Source organism: Alteromonas genovensis (assembly GCF_010500895.1).
Taxonomy (GTDB): Bacteria; Pseudomonadota; Gammaproteobacteria; order Enterobacterales; family Alteromonadaceae; genus Alteromonas; species Alteromonas genovensis.
This window is the reverse complement of the sequence record NZ_JAAAWO010000006.1, coordinates 54,698-74,394: the sequence shown is the minus strand read 5'-3', so window position 1 is coordinate 74,394 and position 19,697 is coordinate 54,698. Positions and strand designations below refer to the sequence as shown.

The 19,697-nt window shown below is 45.9% G+C and carries 16 protein-coding genes; 10 read left to right on the top strand and 6 right to left on the bottom strand.

Going from position 1 to position 19,697, the window contains the following annotated elements:
* Window positions 1-305 precede the first annotated feature (305 nt).
* Together GTQ48_RS09840 and GTQ48_RS09835 are read right to left on the bottom strand one after the other, a co-directional pair.
* Window positions 306-2,030 (bottom strand): solute:sodium symporter family transporter, encoded by a 1,725-nt coding sequence (locus GTQ48_RS09840; RefSeq protein WP_163106532.1) that lies wholly within the window; start codon window positions 2,028-2,030, stop codon window positions 306-308.
* 17 nt (window positions 2,031-2,047) lie between these two features.
* On the bottom strand, window positions 2,048-4,117 hold the full coding sequence (locus GTQ48_RS09835; RefSeq protein ID WP_163106531.1) for a glycoside hydrolase family 31 protein: 2,070 nt from the start codon (window positions 4,115-4,117) through the stop codon (window positions 2,048-2,050).
* A 240-nt stretch (window positions 4,118-4,357) separates the two neighbouring features.
* Here GTQ48_RS09835 and GTQ48_RS09830 point away from each other — a divergent pair, with 240 nt between their 5' ends.
* The 6 genes from GTQ48_RS09830 to GTQ48_RS09805 all read left to right on the top strand — a co-directional run bounded on the left by GTQ48_RS09830 (window position 4,358) and on the right by GTQ48_RS09805 (window position 10,153).
* Entirely contained in the window at window positions 4,358-5,107 is a 750-nt protein-coding gene (locus GTQ48_RS09830) for a GntR family transcriptional regulator (protein WP_163106530.1), read from the top strand.
* 276 nt (window positions 5,108-5,383) lie between these two features.
* A complete protein-coding gene (locus tag GTQ48_RS09825; protein ID WP_163106529.1) occupies window positions 5,384-6,337 on the top strand; it encodes an aldo/keto reductase in 954 nt (317 codons plus the stop codon).
* 10 nt (window positions 6,338-6,347) lie between these two features.
* Window positions 6,348-7,355, top strand: a complete 1,008-nt coding sequence (locus GTQ48_RS09820) for a TauD/TfdA family dioxygenase (protein ID WP_163106528.1) — start codon at window positions 6,348-6,350, stop codon at window positions 7,353-7,355.
* A 5-nt stretch (window positions 7,356-7,360) separates the two neighbouring features.
* Window positions 7,361-8,365, top strand: coding sequence for a YeiH family protein (locus tag GTQ48_RS09815; RefSeq protein WP_163106527.1), 1,005 nt, complete (start codon window positions 7,361-7,363; stop codon window positions 8,363-8,365).
* Window positions 8,366-8,438: 73 nt separating this feature from the next.
* Window positions 8,439-9,740 (top strand): sulfite oxidase, encoded by a 1,302-nt coding sequence (locus GTQ48_RS09810; protein WP_338023309.1) that lies wholly within the window; start codon window positions 8,439-8,441, stop codon window positions 9,738-9,740.
* A 107-nt stretch (window positions 9,741-9,847) separates the two neighbouring features.
* The gene (locus tag GTQ48_RS09805; RefSeq protein WP_163106671.1) at window positions 9,848-10,153 is read left to right on the top strand and encodes a hypothetical protein; all 306 of its coding nucleotides are present in this window, start codon (window positions 9,848-9,850) and stop codon (window positions 10,151-10,153) included.
* A gap of 24 nt (window positions 10,154-10,177) precedes the next feature.
* On the opposite strand, the gene GTQ48_RS09800 is transcribed toward GTQ48_RS09805, so the two are convergent.
* Together GTQ48_RS09800 and GTQ48_RS09795 are read right to left on the bottom strand one after the other, a co-directional pair.
* Window positions 10,178-10,837 carry a response regulator gene (locus tag GTQ48_RS09800; protein WP_163106670.1) on the bottom strand — a complete coding sequence of 220 codons (660 nt, stop codon included), beginning with the start codon at window positions 10,835-10,837 and terminating at the stop codon, window positions 10,178-10,180.
* 44 nt (window positions 10,838-10,881) lie between these two features.
* Window positions 10,882-12,033: an ATP-binding protein gene (locus GTQ48_RS09795; protein WP_163106526.1), complete on the bottom strand. Its 1,152-nt coding sequence runs from the start codon at window positions 12,031-12,033 to the stop codon at window positions 10,882-10,884.
* 136 nt (window positions 12,034-12,169) lie between these two features.
* Here GTQ48_RS09795 and GTQ48_RS09790 point away from each other — a divergent pair, with 136 nt between their 5' ends.
* On the top strand, window positions 12,170-12,895 hold the full coding sequence (locus GTQ48_RS09790; RefSeq protein ID WP_163106525.1) for a hypothetical protein: 726 nt from the start codon (window positions 12,170-12,172) through the stop codon (window positions 12,893-12,895).
* A 21-nt stretch (window positions 12,896-12,916) separates the two neighbouring features.
* On the opposite strand, the gene GTQ48_RS09785 is transcribed toward GTQ48_RS09790, so the two are convergent.
* Complete coding sequence (locus GTQ48_RS09785) at window positions 12,917-14,026, bottom strand: PepSY-associated TM helix domain-containing protein (protein WP_163106524.1); 1,110 nt, start codon at window positions 14,024-14,026, stop codon at window positions 12,917-12,919.
* A gap of 61 nt (window positions 14,027-14,087) precedes the next feature.
* Window positions 14,088-16,172, bottom strand: coding sequence for a TonB-dependent siderophore receptor (locus tag GTQ48_RS09780; protein WP_239060077.1), 2,085 nt, complete (start codon window positions 16,170-16,172; stop codon window positions 14,088-14,090).
* Window positions 16,173-16,525: 353 nt separating this feature from the next.
* Here GTQ48_RS09780 and GTQ48_RS09775 point away from each other — a divergent pair, with 353 nt between their 5' ends.
* Genes GTQ48_RS09775 through GTQ48_RS09765 form a run of 3 tightly spaced genes read left to right on the top strand, consistent with a single transcriptional unit; the run spans window position 16,526 to window position 19,688 of the window.
* Complete coding sequence (locus GTQ48_RS09775; RefSeq protein ID WP_163106523.1) at window positions 16,526-17,143, top strand: class I SAM-dependent methyltransferase; 618 nt, start codon at window positions 16,526-16,528, stop codon at window positions 17,141-17,143.
* A gap of 20 nt (window positions 17,144-17,163) precedes the next feature.
* Window positions 17,164-17,820 carry a hypothetical protein gene (locus tag GTQ48_RS09770; RefSeq protein WP_163106522.1) on the top strand — a complete coding sequence of 219 codons (657 nt, stop codon included), beginning with the start codon at window positions 17,164-17,166 and terminating at the stop codon, window positions 17,818-17,820.
* Window positions 17,820-19,688 (top strand): DNA phosphorothioation-associated putative methyltransferase, encoded by a 1,869-nt coding sequence (locus tag GTQ48_RS09765; protein WP_163106521.1) that lies wholly within the window; start codon window positions 17,820-17,822, stop codon window positions 19,686-19,688. The genes GTQ48_RS09770 and GTQ48_RS09765 overlap by 1 nt, the downstream gene beginning before the upstream one ends.
* Window positions 19,689-19,697: the final 9 nt, after the last annotated feature.

Here is a 19,697-nt window from a genome sequence, read left to right as displayed (position 1 = left end):
ACTGTTCTCAAGCCTTTTTCGCAATCAATAATCAAGCTTGTGTAGGCATATTGATGACGCAAAGCATGTAGGTTTTATTTTTATAAGTGAAACACACCACAATGTAACTTTTGTTTTTAACACCGTTTTGTATAGAAGATATCTTTTATCTAGTATCTTATATAAGAGTATTTAAGTTAAACAATTGTAAATTCATTTGCAAATAGAATGTTAATATTTCGGCATGTTTTTGATGGCCATATTTTTGGTAAATGCGGAGTAGGTAGAAATAAGGGGATCATTTCTACCTACTCATTAGGCATTGGTTAGGCGTTGGCCGTTAAACGCTTCAGACTTTTTGCGTATCTAACACGCCACCATTTAAGACTTAAGCCAATGGCAATGAAGCAGCTCGCCCACAGGGTTATCAAAAGAGGTATAAATGATTGACTCAACCCTCCCACAAAACCGATGGGTGAGAACATGAGGTAAAGCGTTGCAATAAGGCTAATAAGAATGATGGCGCTTGGAATAGCATAGCGCCAAGGCGTCATATTAACTTCTGCCTTTAATGTAAATTGCCATGGTGTGGCCATAGGATACAGACGCCCAATAACCAACATAATGGTCAGTTCTATGAAGAACAAAATGCCGTAAATATGAATGAAGTTGATGTCCACTTCCCACACAAATTTCAACAGTCCGTACGCAATAACGTGGAAAATTATGGCAACTTTGGCAGCTAGTGCGGGCACGCGTTTGGTGAATAAACCTACCAGCACAATGGTAATTACCGGAATATTATAGAAGCCGGTAAATATACGAATAATTTGCCACAAACCATCAGGCGCAAACATGAGCAGCGGTGCGGTAATGAAAGACAGAACCGCAATAACCAAGCTGGTTATCTTTGCTACCCGTATAATTTTTTCATCGCTGACGTTGCCCTTTTTGAAGGGCTTATACACATCGAGACAGAACAAAGTAGCCGCACTGTTTAACAGCGAATTGAATGAGCTGAAAACAGCACCTAATAATACTGCTAAGAAAAAGCCAGACAGATATTGGGGCAATACGTTTTTCACCAAGTGCGGATACGCTAAGTCAATAGTTTGCAAACTTTCATCTTGATACAGATGGTAAGCAATAACGCCAGGCAGCATCATCATAAATGGCACCAGCACTTTGAAGAACCCTGAAAAGAGCACGCCTTTTTGCCCCTCCACCAGGTTTTTCGCGCCAAGGGTGCGCTGAATAACGTATTGATTCGTTCCCCAATAAAAGAGGTTGGCCAAAATCATGCCGGTAAAAATGGTGCCGAACGGAACCGGATCGTCGGGCCCGCCTATTGCATTGAGCTTTTCGGTTTCTGTTGTGGCAATGGTGGTTAAACCCTGGCTGAAACTGCCGTCCCCCAATGCAATAAGACCAAGTATTGGTACTAACAAACCCACGATTAACAGGCCAACGCCGTTGATAGTATCTGACACGGCTACCGCTTTTAAGCCACCAAAAATGGCATACAAAGCCCCCACTGTGCCCACGACCACAATGGTTAATACGAGGCTTGCCTCATAATTTAGGTTTAATAAACCAGGTACATCAAAAAGTCGAAGCACGGCAATGGAGCCCGAGTACAGTACAGAAGGTATGGTAACGAGGGAGTAGCCCACCATAAACAGCACAACGGTCATGCGGCGCACGCTGTCGTCAAATCGGTCTCGAAGAAATTCAGGTAAGGTAGAAAAAGCGCCGGCCAAATAACGTGGCAGAAACACTAGCGCCATAATAATGGTAGAGATACCTGCGGTAACTTCCCACGCCATGGCACTTAAGTTATACCCAAAGGCAGAACCATTAAGTCCTATCAACTGCTCGGCGGAAAGGTTAGTTAGGATCATGGAACCGGCAATAAAGGTACCGGTAAGCCCACGCCCGGCAAGGAAGTACCCGTCTTGCGTATTTACCTCGCCTTTCGTCTTCATGTAAGAAATAACGGCAACTAAAATCATAAATGCCGTGCATGACAACAGCGTAAGGGTGATGTCCATGTACTACTCCTTCCTCGCTATTGCGCCGGCCATAGGGTGGTGTTCGACATGTCCATATCGGTGTGTTGAACGTCTGGTCCAAACTCAATTTGACTGCCCTTTTTCACAAAAACGGCCATATCATTAAGGGACAGCGTTTCTTCTTTATAGCTATTACCGTTAATAACTTCATCGCTACCCAAGCGCACCCATTCGCCCTTAGGCAGGTAGTATTTTATTTTTCCACCCGGCACCACACATGGCACAACGAGTAGGTCGTCACCACACATAAACTGCTGCTCGAAGCCGTGAGAAAGGGGTTCATCAGGAAACGCCAGTACCATTGCGCGTTGAACGGGCAAGGCGGTTTTCGAGGCCTGCTGCGCCACTTTCTGTAAATAAGGAATGAGTCTGTATCTCAATCTTAGTGCTTCAAACACCGCGCTCGACGCGGCTTCACCGTAAGACCAAGGTTCGCGAGGCCCTATACCGTGAAGACGCATGTGAGCACTACATACCGACGCTTGAGTCCAGCGAACGTAAAGCTCGGCATCGCGGGTATCTTTATAAAAACCGCCAATATCAGTAGCAAAGAACGGCCCGCCCGATAACCCCCACGACAGACTACCGCGAATGCTTGCTGCAAGCCCTTGCCAATCGGCTTGCGGATCGCCGCCCCATTGTGAAGGATAACGCTGACTGCCAGTCCAGGCAGAACGGCTGAATAAAAACGGCCCGGTTTTACAATACTTTTCAGCGGCCTCGTACACGCAGCGGTTATACAGCATGCTATACACATTGTGCAGACGATTGCCCGAATCGCCGCTGTACGAAAGCATATTGTCGTCTTCTAGCTGCTCACCAAAGTCGGCTTTTATCATATCTATGCCTAAATCGAAGAGAGGCTTGTGAGACTCTCTCCAAAATTCGTAGGCTTCGGGGTGGGTAAAATCGAGAATACCGGAATCTGGCAATGGCGTAAGTACTTCACCAAATGGGCTTAAATCCCACTCGTAGCGATAGGCCTCGCCCGTACGTTTGTCTTTTATTAGCCAGCCTTTATCGGCGGCCTTTTTAAACAACGGGTTCTTCACGGAAATCATGGGGTATTCCCACACACAAATTTTAAACCCTAGTGCCTTTAACTCATCTATTACGGGTTGCGGATCGGCATAGCGAGATGGGTCCCATTCAAAAGCAAAGCGGGTATCGGTGTCTTGCCATGCCCTACCATCAAGGGTAATGACGTCGCACGGCATTTCTTTTTCTCGCACTTCTTTTGCTACCGCTAGAAGCTCTTCCGCGTCTTTGTAATACGCTTTTGAAAGAATGACGCCCAAGCTCCACGTTGGCGGCGTTGGTGCAAAACCGGTTAGCTGGCTATAGGTGTTAATGCTTTTTGCTGGTGTGTCTTCGTGATACAGAAATAGATCGAGTAAAGCGTCTTCAACTAAGCACACATAAGCCCGTTGAGACCATAGCGCGTAGCCCACGCCGTGGGTTACCGGTGAAGGTGTATGGACAAATAAGTTCCACCCTTCAGGGCTCCAAGCATAAGGTGTGTTTTTGTAAGACTTTTCTGCGTTAACACCAAGGGCATCGTGGTTGTATGAGCGAATAAGCTGACCGCGTTTATCAAGCTTAGCCCATTTCTCTCCCAAGCCATAAACAGCTTCATCATAGGCAAGCTCTAAACTGACTAACCAACCCGCATCGGTTTTTGCAAAAGGGGGAAGACGATGCTGACGAACAAAGTGGCCGTCGGTGGCGCTTTGCTGTACAAGCTTGTCGTTTTTAAACAGTTTAAAATGAAGCGGCGACGTGAATAGCTCTAGGCGGTAGCTTCCACCTTTTAGCGTAAATTGGTCATTGTCAACAGATAACGTGAGCGACTCTTTTTCCGGCGTACTTGTGAGCATTCCGTATGTAGCTTGGCTATCATCGGCGCTTTGAATCCGAAGCCCGAAATTGCTTATCGATAACCTAAGCTCACCACACTGAGTAGGTACAATAAGAATATCGTTATTCTCTAGGTAAGGTGTTTGGGTAATATCTGCCGGTTCTATTTGGTTCCAATCTGGCTCACTGACACTAAATGCCTTACTCATTTGCTCATCGCTCTGAATGTCTTATATAAGACACAAGTTAATGAAATGTAACCACGGTGTCAATCAGCAATTAAAACTTTACCAGCAAATGCCGCTTTTAAAAACGACGGTGAACAACGAAAAGGTGCCGTCGCTAGCGACCATACCAACTTTTCATGCAGATACAAAATTAGTAAAAAGTACGCTATACATCTTGTGTATGATATAACAAAAGAAAAACAATCTTTAGGTTTTGGTTTTATGTCTTCATCTCAATTTGACCATAAGCTCGGCGGGCCGAGTCTCGCCTTTCAGCCTCTATACCAGCAGGTTGGCGAATACATTAAGCAGCTCATTGTTGAACGCAGATGGCAGCCAGGTGAAATGCTTCCCAGCGAGTTTAAACTGGCAGACGAATTTAACGTTAGCCAGGGTACTGTGCGTAAAGCGCTTACCTTACTCACCGACACCAAAATAGTTACTCGCCGACAAGGTGTAGGCACCTTTGTGTCAGAACACACTGCGCAAGACGCCTTATTCCGCTTTTTCCCTCTTCAAGCCGATGGTAAAGGTGCAGACCTTCCTAAAGCGGAATTGCTCAGCAAAGAGCGTGTTACGCCATCTACCGTAGTGCAAAAAGCCCTTTCGCTTTCAGCTAAAGACAAGGTTATTAAACTTGTACGCAGGCGAATTCTAGACAATGAGTTTTGCATGCTAGAAACCGTTTATCTTCCGGCAAAACTGTTTACCGGCATTAATACCCGTGAAGATATTCCTCATACGCTTTATCACTTCTATCAAACCGACTATAACCAAACCGTGTTTAAAACCCGAGACAGTATAAAGGCGGTGCTGGCATCTGAAAGCGATGCGGACGCATTACATATAGAAAAGGGCACACCTCTTTTACTCGTTACTCGCGTTACCGAGTCGATAGATGGAAAACTTATTGAGTACCGCGAAAGTAAATGCCGCACCGATCATTACCACTATCAGGTAGAGTTAGATTAGTACAATCAGCTCTGCCTTTTTACGTTAAGTATCTGCTTCATCTACTCTTTCTCGCCCTTTCCCTGCTTAAGTATATCTGCCCAACACATACTATTTCTTTTCTCCTGACACTTTTTTACACGCTTTCGAGTTAAGCACACCACCCGCTAATCAATAACTTTGTTAACAGTTTGTTGACTTAACTCGGCCTGTGTAATAACTTATGTCTTATACAAGACTAATGTATTATTAAAATACACTTAGCTAAGATATGTGAAATATAAGGTGAATAACGTAATGGACAAAATACCAGAGGTAGGATTTGGCTTTTGGAAAGTAGACAAAGCCATTTGTGCAGATACAACCTATGAAGCAATTAAGGCGGGATATCGCCATTTAGATTGCGCTACCGATTACGGTAACGAAAAAGAAGTGGGTGAGGGAATTGCTCGCGCCATTGCTGAAGGTATTTGTTCGCGAGAAGAGTTGTGGATCACGTCAAAGCTTTGGAACACCTTTCACGCGCCAGAGCATGTTGACCTAGCGCTTAACAAAACATTAAGCGACTTAAAACTAGATTATCTCGACCTGTACCTCATCCACTTTCCTATAGCGCAAAAGTTTGTGCCCATTGAAACTCGCTATCCGCCAGAGTGGTTCTACGATCCAGAAGCCGCAGAGCCGACAATGGAACTTGCGCCGGTACCACTTTATAAAACATGGGAAGCCATGGAGAAGCTTGTTGATGCCGGTTCGGTAAAACAAATTGGTGTGTGTAACTACAACACTGGGCTTATTAACGACTTAATGAGCTACGCTCGCATCAAGCCTTCTATGCTTCAAATAGAGTCTCACCCTTACCTGACTCAAGAGCGACTAATACGGCTGGCCAAAAATTACGGCATAGCAGTAACGGCATTCTCGCCTCTTGGCGCGCTGTCTTATTTAGAGCTAGAAATGGCTGACAAAACCGAGTCTGTTTTAGAGCAAAGCGTTGTGAAAGCAGCAGCAGAAGCTCACGGCAAAACGCCTGCTCAAATCGTTTTACGATGGGGCATTCAGCGCGGTAACGCCATCATACCTAAAACCTCAAAAGTTGAGCGTATGAAAGAAAATATTGCTGTGTTCGACTTCAGCTTAAGCGATGAAGAAATGCAGGCCATCTCGTCGCTCAATATGAACCGTCGTTTTAACGATCCTGGGCATTTCTGCGAAGCTGCATTTAATCGTTTCCACCCTATTTACGACTAGGAGCTTATTAATGAAAAACGTCAATGAAACCTCTGAAGTTACGTATGCAAATGTGGCTACTCAGCATCATTACAACGACGATGTGTTTCCGTCTATTGTCGTAAATAATACGAACTGTGAAACCGTAGCAGACACGGTGGCCTTTGTTAAAGCAAACCAAGCGGAATTAGAGGCTAAGTTAGCCAGCTCAGGTGCCCTATTGTTTCGTGGGTTCCCACTCGATAGCGCAGAAGTATTTGACGTTTTTTCAGCCGGCTTTGGCTATCCAAACTTCACGTACCAAGAGTCGCTGTCTAATGCGGTAAGAATAAACTTTACAGAGCGCGTGTTTACGGCCAACGAAGCCCCGAAAGATGTAGAAATATTCTTACATCATGAAATGGCGCAAACGCCCATCTCTCCCAGTAAGGTATTTTTCTTTTGTCAGTCGGCCGCTGATGAAGGCGGCGCTACGCCCCTATGTCGCTCAGACAAACTGTTTGAAGCACTGAAGGCAGAAAACCCACAGCTAGCCGATGACTTCAAACAAAAAGGTTTGAAGTACACTACCACCATGCCCGCCGCAGACGATGCAAACTCAGGCCAAGGTAGAAGTTGGAAAAGCACATTAAGCGTTGAAACGGTTGAAGAGGCCGAAGCCAAATTAAGCGAACTGGGATACAGCTGGGAATGGATGGCAGACGGTAGTTTAAAAGCCGTTACCCCCGTATTACCAGCAGTAGTGGAAATGACTGATGGCTCTGAAGTGTTTTACAACCAGCTTATTGCCGCTTACATGGGCTGGAAAGGCGTAAGAGAAAACCCGTCATCGGCCATTACATTTGGTGATGGAAGTGATATTCCAAAAGAAGGTTTAGAACGGGCCTCTGAACTTGCTGAAGACTTTACCTTCGACCTTGAATGGCAAGATGGCGATGTCGCAGTTGTTGATAATTATCGCACTATGCACGGACGCCGCCCTTATTCTGGAGATAGAAAACGAGTTGTGTTAGTGGCTTTAGTGGCCGCAGACCGGTAATTGCAATGAATGACATAGCAGTAAGGTGTAAGAATATATGGCCAGGACTGGGCATTGCTATTATCACCGGCATGGCGGCGCTATTTCTTAGTGAACACTACAACGCCCCTGTTATGTTATTCGCTTTGTTACTTGGCATGGCGGTGTCGTTTCTTTATCAAAAAGACACGCCCTGTTCATGCGGTATCGATTTTACTGCCAGCACGTTGCTGCGCGCTGGCGTTGTATTACTGGGGCTAAGAGTTGCACTAGGCGATCTTATTGTTCTAGGGTGGCAAACTGCCCTTATGCTGGCAGGTGCTATATTCACCACCATAGTGCTAGGTGTTTTTCTTGCTAAAACCTTTGGTTTACAAAAACGCTTTGGTGCTCTAACCGGAGGCTCGGTAGCCATTTGCGGCGCGTCTGCCGCTCTTGCTATTTCCACTATCCTACCTAAAGGCGAAAACCACGAGCGAGACACCCTTCTTACCGTAATTGGCGTTACTGCTATGTCTACCATTGCCATGATTGTGTACCCCATTATTGCGGCGCAGATGGGTATGGATGATATAAAAGCAGGCATATTCTTAGGCGGCACTATTCACGACGTAGCACAGGTGGTAGGCGCTGGGTATTCAGTGTCGGAAGAAGCCGGTGATATGGCAACGCTAACAAAACTTGTGCGCGTAGCCATGTTAATGCCCGTAGTGCTTATCATGATGCTAATAATTAAACGCTTTTACACCACCAAACAAAATATGAAAGAAGGCGACGTACCTAAAGTGCCGTTATTTTTGGTGGGCTTTATTGCCATGATGTTGCTCAATAGCTTTGTGACGTTGCCCGAATACATTGTTGGAACAGGCTCGCAGGTATCGCGGTTTTTCCTTGTGGTGTCTATTACCGCTATTGGCATGAAGTCGAACTTAGGCAAACTTGCCGAAGTGGGCGCCCTTCCCATAATGATGATTTTGACTGAAACCATATGGATAGCGTTACTTATTTTAGGCTACTTGTACTTTCTATAACCGCCTGTTTAGCTAAGCAGTAGCGTAGCCATACAAACCAAACAAACGTCTGTAATTTTAAAAGGTAAAAGCAGTGAAAAAACGCGGCCTTCATGAACTTTACGCCAACGATGCTGAAAAAGCAGACCACACCGTATTTGGCAGAACCAGTAACCCAATGAGCCGTCGAGGCTTCTTATCTGGATTAAAAACGCTGTCGGTACTGCTTGGCGCCGAAGTGGTTTACGGACAGTTCATGCCTTCAGGGCTTATTCCCGCCGCCTTTGCACAATCGGACACGCCTTTTGAAATAGCAGGTAAAGATGGGCTAGTGGTATTAAACGACCGCCCCGTTAATGCAGAAACACCCGCACACCTGCTTGATGACAAGGTAACGCCAGCCAATCGCCTTTTTGTACGCAATAACGGTATTGTGCCAAGCGCCCCTAATCCAGATACATGGACACTCACCATAGAGGGTGAATCTGCTAAGCAGTCTAAAATATTCACCCTCAATGAGCTAAAACAACGCTTTAAACATTACACCTACCAACTCACATTAGAGTGCGGCGGTAACGGCAGGGCTGAGTTTTCTCCTGCAGCCACAGGCAACCAGTGGACCACCGGCGCGGTAGGCTGCCCAAAATGGACAGGCGTTCGGCTAAAAGACGTATTACAGGCAGTGGGCGTAAACGATGACGCTGTTTATATTGGTTACTATGGCAACGATCAGCATTTAAGCAGAACGCCGGGTAAAGCAGCTATATCCCGAGGCGTGCCTATTAGTAAAGCCATGGAAGATGAGTCGCTTATCGCCTGGGAAATGAATGGCGACCCCTTACCCATCATGAATGGCTTTCCATTACGCTTAGTATTTGGAGGTTGGCCTGCTTCCACATCGGGCAAATGGCTAAGCAAAATTGTTATTCGAAACCAGGTACACGATGGCGCAAAAATGCTGGGTAAAGCCTACCGAGTTCCTTGCGAGCCTGTGGCACCAGGCACAACCGTGCCCGATGATGAAATGTGTATTATTGAGGCCATGCCGATAAAATCGCTTATCACCTATCCTCAATCTGGTGTACAGCATAAGCTCTCAAAAGCGTTAGCGGTGAGGGGGCATGCATGGTGCGGCTCAACTAGCGTAAAAGACATGTTCACCTCTATCGACTTTGGCCAAACTTGGCAAAAAGCCGAGCTATCTCGCCCCGCAAACCGACATGCGTGGCAACACTTCTCTACCCGTATTTCGTTCCCTCAAACAGGCTACTATGAAATATGGGCAAAAGCGGTGGATGAAACAGGTAAAGCCCAGCCCATGGTGCTGCCTGGCTGGAACCCAAAGGGTTATTTAAACAATGCGTGTCATCGCGTTGCAGTAAAAGTGATAGCGTAAAATATGAAAGATAAACAGATCACGCCGCTGCCAATAACAGGAGCTTCACTATGATGTTAGCGTTACGCTCATTCGTTATTGCGCTTTGCTTAACTGGCTTTAGTGCTATGTTTGCGAGCAGTTCAGAAGCAGCGGAACCGGCAGTAGATAAGCAATCAGGATTAGTAATAGCTGAGGGCTCGAATCTGGTTTTAGCCCATTGTAGCGCGTGCCATTCAACTTCGCTTATTACGCAAAACGCCATGAGTAAAAAACGTTGGTTAGAAACTATCAGGTGGATGCAAGACACACAAAAACTGTGGCCACTAGGTGACGCAGAGCCGGTTATTTTAGATTATTTGGCGAAGTGGTATGGGCCAAAAGAATCGGCAAGACGACCGCCGCTTGCCCCGCATCTTATGCCAAAACGATAATTGTAGCTGCCTTTAAAACAGGTACTAGCTAATTACCCCAAGTTCTACCGCCCGAAGCACGGCACGAGTGCGATCGCGCGCGCCCAGCTTAGCCAAAATAGTCGACACCTGATTTTTTACTGTGCCTTCAGATTTATAAAGCGCTCCGGCAATTTCTCGGTTACTGCAGCCAGAAGCCATTAGGCGCAAAATTTCTTTCTCTTTACTCGATAACGGCTCAATAGGCTCGGGTTCGTCACATGACGTGTTGAGCCCCTGCAAACTGTTAATAAGCGTAGTGGTAATGGCAGGCTGGATAAGTGATTCACCAGCATTAACGGCCTCTATGCCTTCTACTAGGGTTTCTAGCGACACGTCTTTTAATAAATACCCTTTTGCGCCAGCACGCAGCGCGCCCATCAGGTTTTCATGATCATCGAAGGTAGTCAGCATAATAGTTGGAATAGCTGGAATAGAAGCATTGGCCTTGTTAAGGGCTTCGAGCAGCTCAATACCTGTCATGCGCGGCATGCGAATATCTAGCAGCATTACATCAGCGCCATTCGGGTTATCGCGTAGCCAGTTCATAGCCTCCACGCCATCGTTAGCTTGGCCCACCACTTCTACTTTGTCAGAAAGGCCCAGCAGGCTGCATAACCCCTGTCGTAATAGTTGCTGGTCGTCTACTACCAATACGCTAATCATTGCGCCTCCGGCACTACTCATAATTTCGCCCCCGGCACTACTAGTCATTTCGCCTCCGGCAGTATTAGCGAGGTATGAAAACCTCCACCGCTGTTGATAAACGTTGCACTGCCATTTAGCTCGCTAACGCGTTCTTGAATACCTTTGAGGCCATTTCCCTGAATAACATTATTGATATTAGAGCTAGCGCTGCCGCCATTGTCTTTTATGTCTATGTGCAATTGGTTAGCGTTGCTGTAAATGCTGATCACAAGTTCATCGGCCCTGCTATGGCGCATAGTGTTAGTGAGACTTTCTTGAATACAGCGCAGTAAATTAGTTGCCTGAAGCAGGGTTAAATTGCTGATGTCAGCTTGGCAATCAACTTTTACCCGAATCTTATTTTTTAAAGGCGCGGTAAGCGCATTAAGCGCCTGCAGTAAATCTAGCTGATTAAATTCACGCATGTCTGATACCGCTTCGCGAACGTCTGCAAGCAGCAGCCGCGCAATGCCTAAACACTGGTCTATAGCGGGGCGCTGGTCGGGCGACGCTGTGCGTGAGGCCACCTGCAAATGCAGCGACAACCCCGTTAAGTGGTGCCCCACCAAGTCATGAATATCGCGGGCAATGCGGGTACGCTCTTCTTTGCGACTAGCCTGCTGCATTAAATCTTGTAAAGCCCTTAACTCCCTATTCGCTTCTTCAGCGCGCTGGGTTTGGCGCTCTGCGTTTTTACGGCTTTCCATCATTACTAAGGCAAACAAGTTGAATGTCCAAAATAGCAGAGCATTAACCCACAAACCGCTACTCGACTGCCATACCCAACTAAACAATAGCCATGGTACAGCCGACCAAATAGGCGACAGTAAAAGTGCCCGTTTAAACGGCATAAAATAAGGTAATAGCGCAGACCAAATCACCAATAAAATAGCGTTGAATGTCATGGGGCTTAAGGAAAAGAGTACCAGCACAAGCCCATATTCAACGCCGACGAATAAAGTACGAAGCTGTTTGTCGTGACCGAAGGGTTCATCCTGGCTTATCAATAAAAACACCAAGCTAAAAACCGCAAAGCACAACATAATAGCCACAAACTGAGTGGTGCTTACACTCGCTGAGCCCGCGAGTAACCAGGCATTGGTGCTAGCCACAACCAATATGGTGACTAGCGCTCCACTTTGTTCTGGAGCAATACGTAATTGAGATAATGTCATAGCGCTTAGTATTGGGTAATTTCACTGCTATTGGAATAGGCCAAAAGTCACTATTACGATAGTGACTTTGTGCACTGATGCGCCCTTGCTCATCTCGGTAAACTTATCACCTCAAGTTTACAAAGAAGAGATAACAGTGACTATTTCATACCAAATTGTTTTGTACAGCCACATTCTTGCCGGCGCCATTGCTTTGATATTGTTTTGGGTTCCTGTTACCGCTAAGAAAGGGGCATTGAATCATCGTAAATTTGGCGCTCATTATCGCCACGCTATGCAGTGGACTATTTATAGCGGTGTAATGCTAGCTGGCTTGTGGCTATTTGCCCCCGTTGCAGTTAACCCTAACTTGGCAGACAACCCTGCAGCTGTGGCCAACTTACAGCGCTTCGCCATCTTTTTACTGCATTTGGCGGTACAAATGTATGCATCGGTCATGATGGGGCAATGGGCGCTTGATGCTAAGCAAAGCCGCCTGTCGCTTCGCCGTGTTAGTCGTACTGCGCCAGCTGTACTGTTAACCTTAACAAGTCTCTGTATTGGGGTTATCGGCATTATGCACCAGCATATTCTAATGCTAGTTTTTGCACCACTAGGGCTAACGTTAAGCGTAAGCCAGCTGCGTTTTATATTTGCCAAACAAGTAGCGCCAAAAGCATGGCTGATAGAACACCTTGGTGGCTATATTGGCTCTGGTATTGCGGCATATACTGCGTTTGCAGCATTTGGTGGGCGTACCTTATTTAGCGATATTGGCGCATGGCAGTATGCGTTCTGGGTTTTGCCGGGGCTAATAGGCGGCATTGCAATAAGCCGCCTGTCACGGCAGTACAGAACAAGCACTGCAAATAATACGCGGTAAGCATGATCTCATCTAGCGGCGCTAGCTTTTCACAGGCGAAGGGGCTCCCCCCCTGCGCCGTGGCTTTTTAGGCGACTTTCTAAACAGGTAAAAATACAGGCCAGTTATGGCAAGTAACACGGGGCTTAAACCCAGCACACACCACAGTATTTTACTGGGTAAGCCTGCAAAATAACCAAAGTGCAGTTTTCTAAACATATCAACAAATACTGCCCAGCCCGATTCTTCTCTTACATCAAACGTAGCTAATACTTCGCCAGAATCGCGGCTATAGGTAACCACCGAGGAATACTCGCTTGAAAGATAGGGTTTACCGGGCACTTCGCCAAATACATTAATGTGCGCTTCAGGTTCAAAAGGAAAGGTAAGATAAGTGGGCCGGTGGCCCTCAATAGCGTTAGACGACCCATAAACCAGCTGCTGAAAATCGAGATTTGGGCTGTAAATGGCCTCGGTAACATAAGCGTGTTCGTCGCCGTGTTCTAAGGTTTCGTGTATCACTTCAGAGGCATTCCAATAGCCCCCGGTAAACGCCAAAATAAGCAGCACCGGTGAAGATAATATGCCTATTAGCTTATGCACATCGCTAAAAAAGATGCGCCTAGCCGCCTGCACGCGCAGGGTGAATAGCTTAGTCCAAAACTTGCGATGCAACACTATGCCTGTAATGCCAAGCACTAACAGCATAAGAGAAAACACAAACCCGAAGGATGTGCCTATCACGCCCATCAAAAAGGTGTAATGTAGCGACAGTAACCAGTCGGTAATATCATGGGTTACCGATACAGGGGTAGATAACAGCGTGGCAGAATACTGGTCGACATACAGCTTATACCATTCGCCCTCAGACTTACTGATGAGGTACGCCGCATCGCTGCGCTGCTTGTTATCAAATAGCTCCCAACTTCCCAATACATAATCGGGATGGGTGGCTTCTACTTTGCTAATTAACTGATTTAAGTTTTCACGAGGCTGGCCTTCTGCTGCCTGCACGCTCATGTGCGAAGGCATTAACCACGTATCAATTTCAGGCTTAAATACCAGTATGCTGCCGGTAATTGAAATAACAAAAAGCGGCACCATTGCAATGAGTGCCGTTATGGAATGCCACTTAAACAGAGTTTTACGCATGTTTACCTTCCATTTTTAGCCCGTGCACCTCAGCTGAAGCGCACGGTAAACCGTTATGCCGTTATAGCGACCAGGTTGCGCTTAACATATAACTTGCTGGCGCACCGTAAAAACCCTGTGCCCAATACAAGCTATTGATGTATTTTTCATCTGTTACGTTGTTGGCGTTTAAGGCAACCGAGAAGTTGTCAGACACGCGGTATCTGGCCATCAAATCGATAATGGTGTAGGCATCTTGGCGTGTGGTGATGGTATCGCCTGCGTTTGCGAATCCTTCACCCACAACACCCTGCACACGTGAGGTGTCGTCTTGCCAACGTGCATTTACACCCACAGACAGTTTGTCGAAACTTGCAGGCGTATAGGTTGCAGCAAACTTAAGCAGTCGCTCTGGCGTGTAGTTTGCCACCAGCTCGTTACCATCAATGGTGAAATCGGTATAACCAATGCTGGTTTGAAGGCCTGGTAATAGCTCGCCGGCCACTTCAAATTCATAACCGCTAGACTCTATACCTGTAGCGCCAATAAAACGCTGTTCGCCTGGCGGTAAATCGGCTGTTGCTGGGTCGGGTATGGCAAGGTTCTCTTGCACAATGTCGAAGTAAGCCACTGTAGCAATTAGGCGGTCTTCAAAAAACTCGCTTTTAAAGCCCACTTCTTTACTCTCTCCCACAATGGGCGCTAGGGTGTTGTTATTAATGTCTAGCTCGGTTTGAGACAAGAACGTTTCTGTGTAGCTGGCATAGGCTGAAATGGAATCGTTTAGCGCATACACTACGCCAACATAAGGGATAAATTCGCTGTCTTCAGCGTCTTGCGCTACATCGTACGACATGCCGCTGGTATCCCATCTGTTCTGGCGGCCGCCAGCGGTAACGTGCAAGTCATCCGTTAAGCTAAAGCGCGTAGTGAAATACACTGCCGACTGCTCTGTATCAACATCGGCGCCCGTTAGCCCATCTACAAGGGTAGGAATAGGTGCATTGCCATCCCAGGTTTCAAGCGGCGGCATTGCAGGAAAGCCATTGCCCGTTGTGAAATCGTATAACGACACATCTTCAAAGGTCATAGAGGCATGGTTTACCCCTACTACAAACTCATGCGAGCGCCCAAAAAGATTGAAATCGCCGGTAAGGTATACGTCAATCAAATCGGTTTCTTCATCGTGATCATATTCGCTGGCGTAACCGGTTAGGCCAAGGCCCGTCTCGCGATTAGGCGTGCCAAACACATAAAATAGCTCTGAGTCTTCATCGGTTACTTTACGGGAGTAAGTAGCACGCATGTACCAGTTGTTGGCAAACACGTGGTCTAGCTCTATTAAGGTGTTGTGTTTTTCAACATCCCAATAGGCCCAATCGGCTGAGGTGTTGGTAGACACATCAAAATTAGTGGCTGTGCCGTCGGAATAAAACAGCGGGTTAGCGCCCCAGTTATTACCGTCGGCATTGTTGGTGTGATACGAATGGCTTACCGAGAACGTGGTGCTATCTGAAATATTGTACTCTGCGAACAAGTATGCCACTTGGCGCTCTTGCTCGTAACGGTCGAGATAAGACTCTTGCGACTGAGACACCGCCACGCCGCGAATACCAAAATCTTCATTCACGCGATACGTGCCGTCAACTTCAACACGGCGGTTATCCCAGCTGCCAACTAAGCCTTGTACGGTTAGGCCATTTTGCATGCCTGGGCGCTTACGAATAAAGTTAACCGTAGCAGAGGGGTTGCCCACGCCAGTCATTAACCCGTTTGCACCACGAATAATTTCAATACGATCGTAAATGGCAGAGTCTTCATCGCCGTGGTTGTTGCCTCGAATAAGCGGCAGGCCAATGCCATCAATTTGGAAGTTGTTTATGTCGAAACCACGTGCACTGTAATAGGTTCGGCTGGTCTCTACTCGTTGCACGTTAACACCGGTTGCGGTATCGAGCACATCGTTAATGCCATTTAGCTGATAATCGTCGAACTGTGCACTGGTAATAACCGACACCGACTGAGGAATGTCTTTAATGGGCAAGTTAATACGCGACGCACCACTGGCCTTGTGCGCGCCGTACCCTTCAATGTAAGAGCCCCTTACTTCAATATTTTCTATTTGAGTGCTGTCGATATCAGAGCCATTCATTTCAGTGCTGTTCATTTCAGAGCCGCTCACTTTAGAGTTGTCTGCTTCAGCACTCGTATTTGCGGTTGCGGAATAACTCATTGCAGAAGCAATTGCCAAGGTAAGGATTGACCATTTCATAAGTACACACTTTTTGTTGTTCGGTTATTTATGGTCGCAAGATTTTACACATCGCCGCAGCAATGTAAATAGAAATAATTATCATTTGCATAACTTTTACGAGTGATTCGGTAAGGTTATGCCCAAGTAGAAAGAGGAAGCGATAAAATTTCATGGTATGCTAATTTTTAGTTAGGCAGCGGCCAAATTAACAAACGCACACGGCGCGCAAATACACCTGCACTGCATATAAAGAGGGATTTTTAGTATTGAAAACAACCATTAACCATTACAGTGCGAATGCAGAACACTACTACTCGCTTTATCAATCGATAAGTGCAGATAGTGTGCATGGCTACCTCGAACAAGCACTTGCTAACACACAGCCCACTACTGCATTAGACGTTGGCGCAGGCAGTGGGCGCGATGCAAATTGGCTGGCCGCAAAAGGTTGGCAGGTAACAGCAGCAGAGCCTGCCGAAGCATTACTTAAGTTAGCCAAGCAACACTCCAACGAAAAAGTGAGTTGGTGCAACGCCGCCCTACCCGCGCTGGCAAATTTAGCTACCGTTCACAAGTACAAACACCAACACCAACACTTCGACCTTATTTTGCTTTCCGCCGTATGGATGCACCTACCACTAGATGACAGGCCAACGGCTATAAAGCGCCTCGCCGAATTACTTTCTGCAAAAGGGCGAATGTACATAAGCCTGCGCTTTGGCCCAAGCGACCCAAAGCGGCCTATGTACCCAGTAAGCTATGAGGAACTGCAAGCATTGGCAGCAGAAAGTGGTTTAACGGCGCGCAATTTGAACCCCGTGCCCAGTGAAGATGGGTTGAAGCGAAGTGATGTTGAGTGGGTGACGGTTGAGTTGGTAAATTGAAAAGGCGAGGCTTAATTAATATGAAGCTACCCAATAGGAAATCTAGAGAAATATTTAAAATTTTAGAAAAAAATTCCGAACAGCACCGCGAAGAGGTACCTGGCCTAGCCTCTTACACTTTAACCAAAGAACGTTCTTCACTATTCAACTCAATCAGCTACGAAATGCTAAGTTGGCATATTTCAAGGCACTCCTTCTCTAAACCAAACATTCCAGCAGCGCAAGACTCAGTAACAGCAATAGAACACTTAATTATCGAAATATTAATTCCTGTGACTAGGGCATTAGGCACACCGATAATAACTTATGGATTTACCTCATTTGCACTTAAAAGCTTTATTCAAAAAAACTCACCTAGCGGCACAGCTCCGTCTCTGGATCAGCATTCGGCTTATGAAGTGAACAGTAAAGGCAACCAAATTTGCAGCAGAGGCGGCGCTGCTTGCGACTTCTATATTGAAGGGGTCGCTGCATCAGATATTGTACGTTATATTGTAAATAACCTTAGTTACGACCGTATCTACTTTTACGGTAACGACAGGCCAATTCACGTGAGTTTCCACCTTGAAAGCTTGCAGCACCATTTACAAGTAATGGGAATAAGTGACAGCGGTAGGCGCTACCCTGCATCAAAAGCCTTTGGCGAAGATGCAAAGCATTTAGCAGAGAAATTGTAATGGACGCAACACTATTTAAATCACTTGTTTCAGATTTGGCTGTTGGTAAAAAACTTCCTGATGCGATATATATCCACGAAAGTGGATTAACAGCTCTTCCAGCTAAACTCCAAAACGTTATTTTAGCCATAGGCAAAGCACTTAAGATACCGCGTGAGCAATGGAACTTAGTGAAATTATCCCGAAAGCAGTTTTCATTAAGCTTGCTTCACTACCCTACTTTTACTGAAGACTCTTACCCTGCGCTAAAGCAAAGCGTAACCGTTGACCTAGAAAAGTTAGCACATAAAGTTACTGACTATAGCAATTACGACAACCCGCCTATTTTGCATCGTAAAGAGACTATGGTTTTACCAAACCACCCTAATTATGAAGAATTCAAACAAATAACCGAAGAGGGTGAACAGGCAGGCCTCTACGAAAACTCTCGTCATATTGGATTTAAAGCATCATGGGAAGCACTCATTAATTCCCACGGCTATGAGTTAGTTGATGGCAGGCTATTTCGTAATTCAGCACTTGTGCTGAATGAAGATAAAAAGCAGATTCAACGAGACAAAACCGCAATTGTTAGATACGAATTGTCAGCCCCTATGAAAGTACTGGCAAAGCACGGTCTCTTAGAGGGTCAGTACTCTATTTTTGACTATGGCTGCGGGAGAGGTGACGACCTGCGAGAACTTGAAGCTCACGGTTTAGACGTGCTTGGGTGGGACCCTAACTTTTTGCCCGATGCGGAAAAAGTTAACGCAGACCTCGTTAATATTGGTTTTGTTATAAACGTTATTGAAGAACGCAATGAGCGCATGGAAGCAATTCAGGGTGCATGGGAGCTTACCGACAAGTTATTAGTAGTCTCAGCCATGCTGGCCAATGAAAGTTACCTTGCACGCTTCACGCCTTATAAAGACGGCATAATCACAAGCCGCAAAACCTTTCAAAAATATTACACGCAAAGCGAGCTGAAAATGTTTATTGAGCTTACGCTCGATGAATCAGCCATAGCTGTAGCCCCCGGCATTTATTTTGTTTTTAAAGATAAATACCTGGAACAAGACTTTCTTCAAAACAGACACAAACGACAGCGAACCTGGGAACGTAAATCCAAACCCATTGATATTAAAGAAGCCAATACTCAGCTGTTATTTACTAAGCACGATGAGCTGTTCGAAGATTATTGGAAAGTATGCCTTCTATTAGGCAGGGCACCCGTCAAAGAAGAGTATCAGCGCGCAGATGAACTGATCGAAATAGTAGGCACTCTTAAAAAAGCGTTTAGGCTTTGCCAAGGCTTTTACGGTAGCGACGAGTTAAACATTGCCCGGCAAATGAGAGTAGAAGATTTATTAGTGTATTTTGCGGTAGGATATTTTGGTAAGCGCAAGCCATATAGGTATCAGCCTGAGCAAACGAAGCGAGATATAAAAACATTCTTCGACACAAATAAAAACGCTCAAGAACAAGCAAAAGACTTACTATTCAAAATAGCAGACGTAGAATTGATTGAGGAAGAGTGTATTGAGGCTAACAAAGACTTACCCAAGAGTGTTTTAGCAGAGGAGTTCGGCCACCCGCATTCGCTGACATTCCACAAAAAATATCTTGATCTATTGTCCCCCTTACTTCGGGTTTACGTTAGCTCTGCGCTGCAGTTATATGGAGAGCTAGAAGATATTCAGCTTATTAAAATTCATATAACATCAGGTAAACTAACGCTATTAGGTTATGAAGCCTTCGACAAACAAGATACTCCGTTGTTGAAAGAACGTGTAAAAATCAAAATGGCAGATCAAGATGTGGATTTCTTTGATTATCACCTCAACGAAGAGAGTGGACCTAGATTGGAAAACAAAAATGATTTTATCTGACACAAGAAT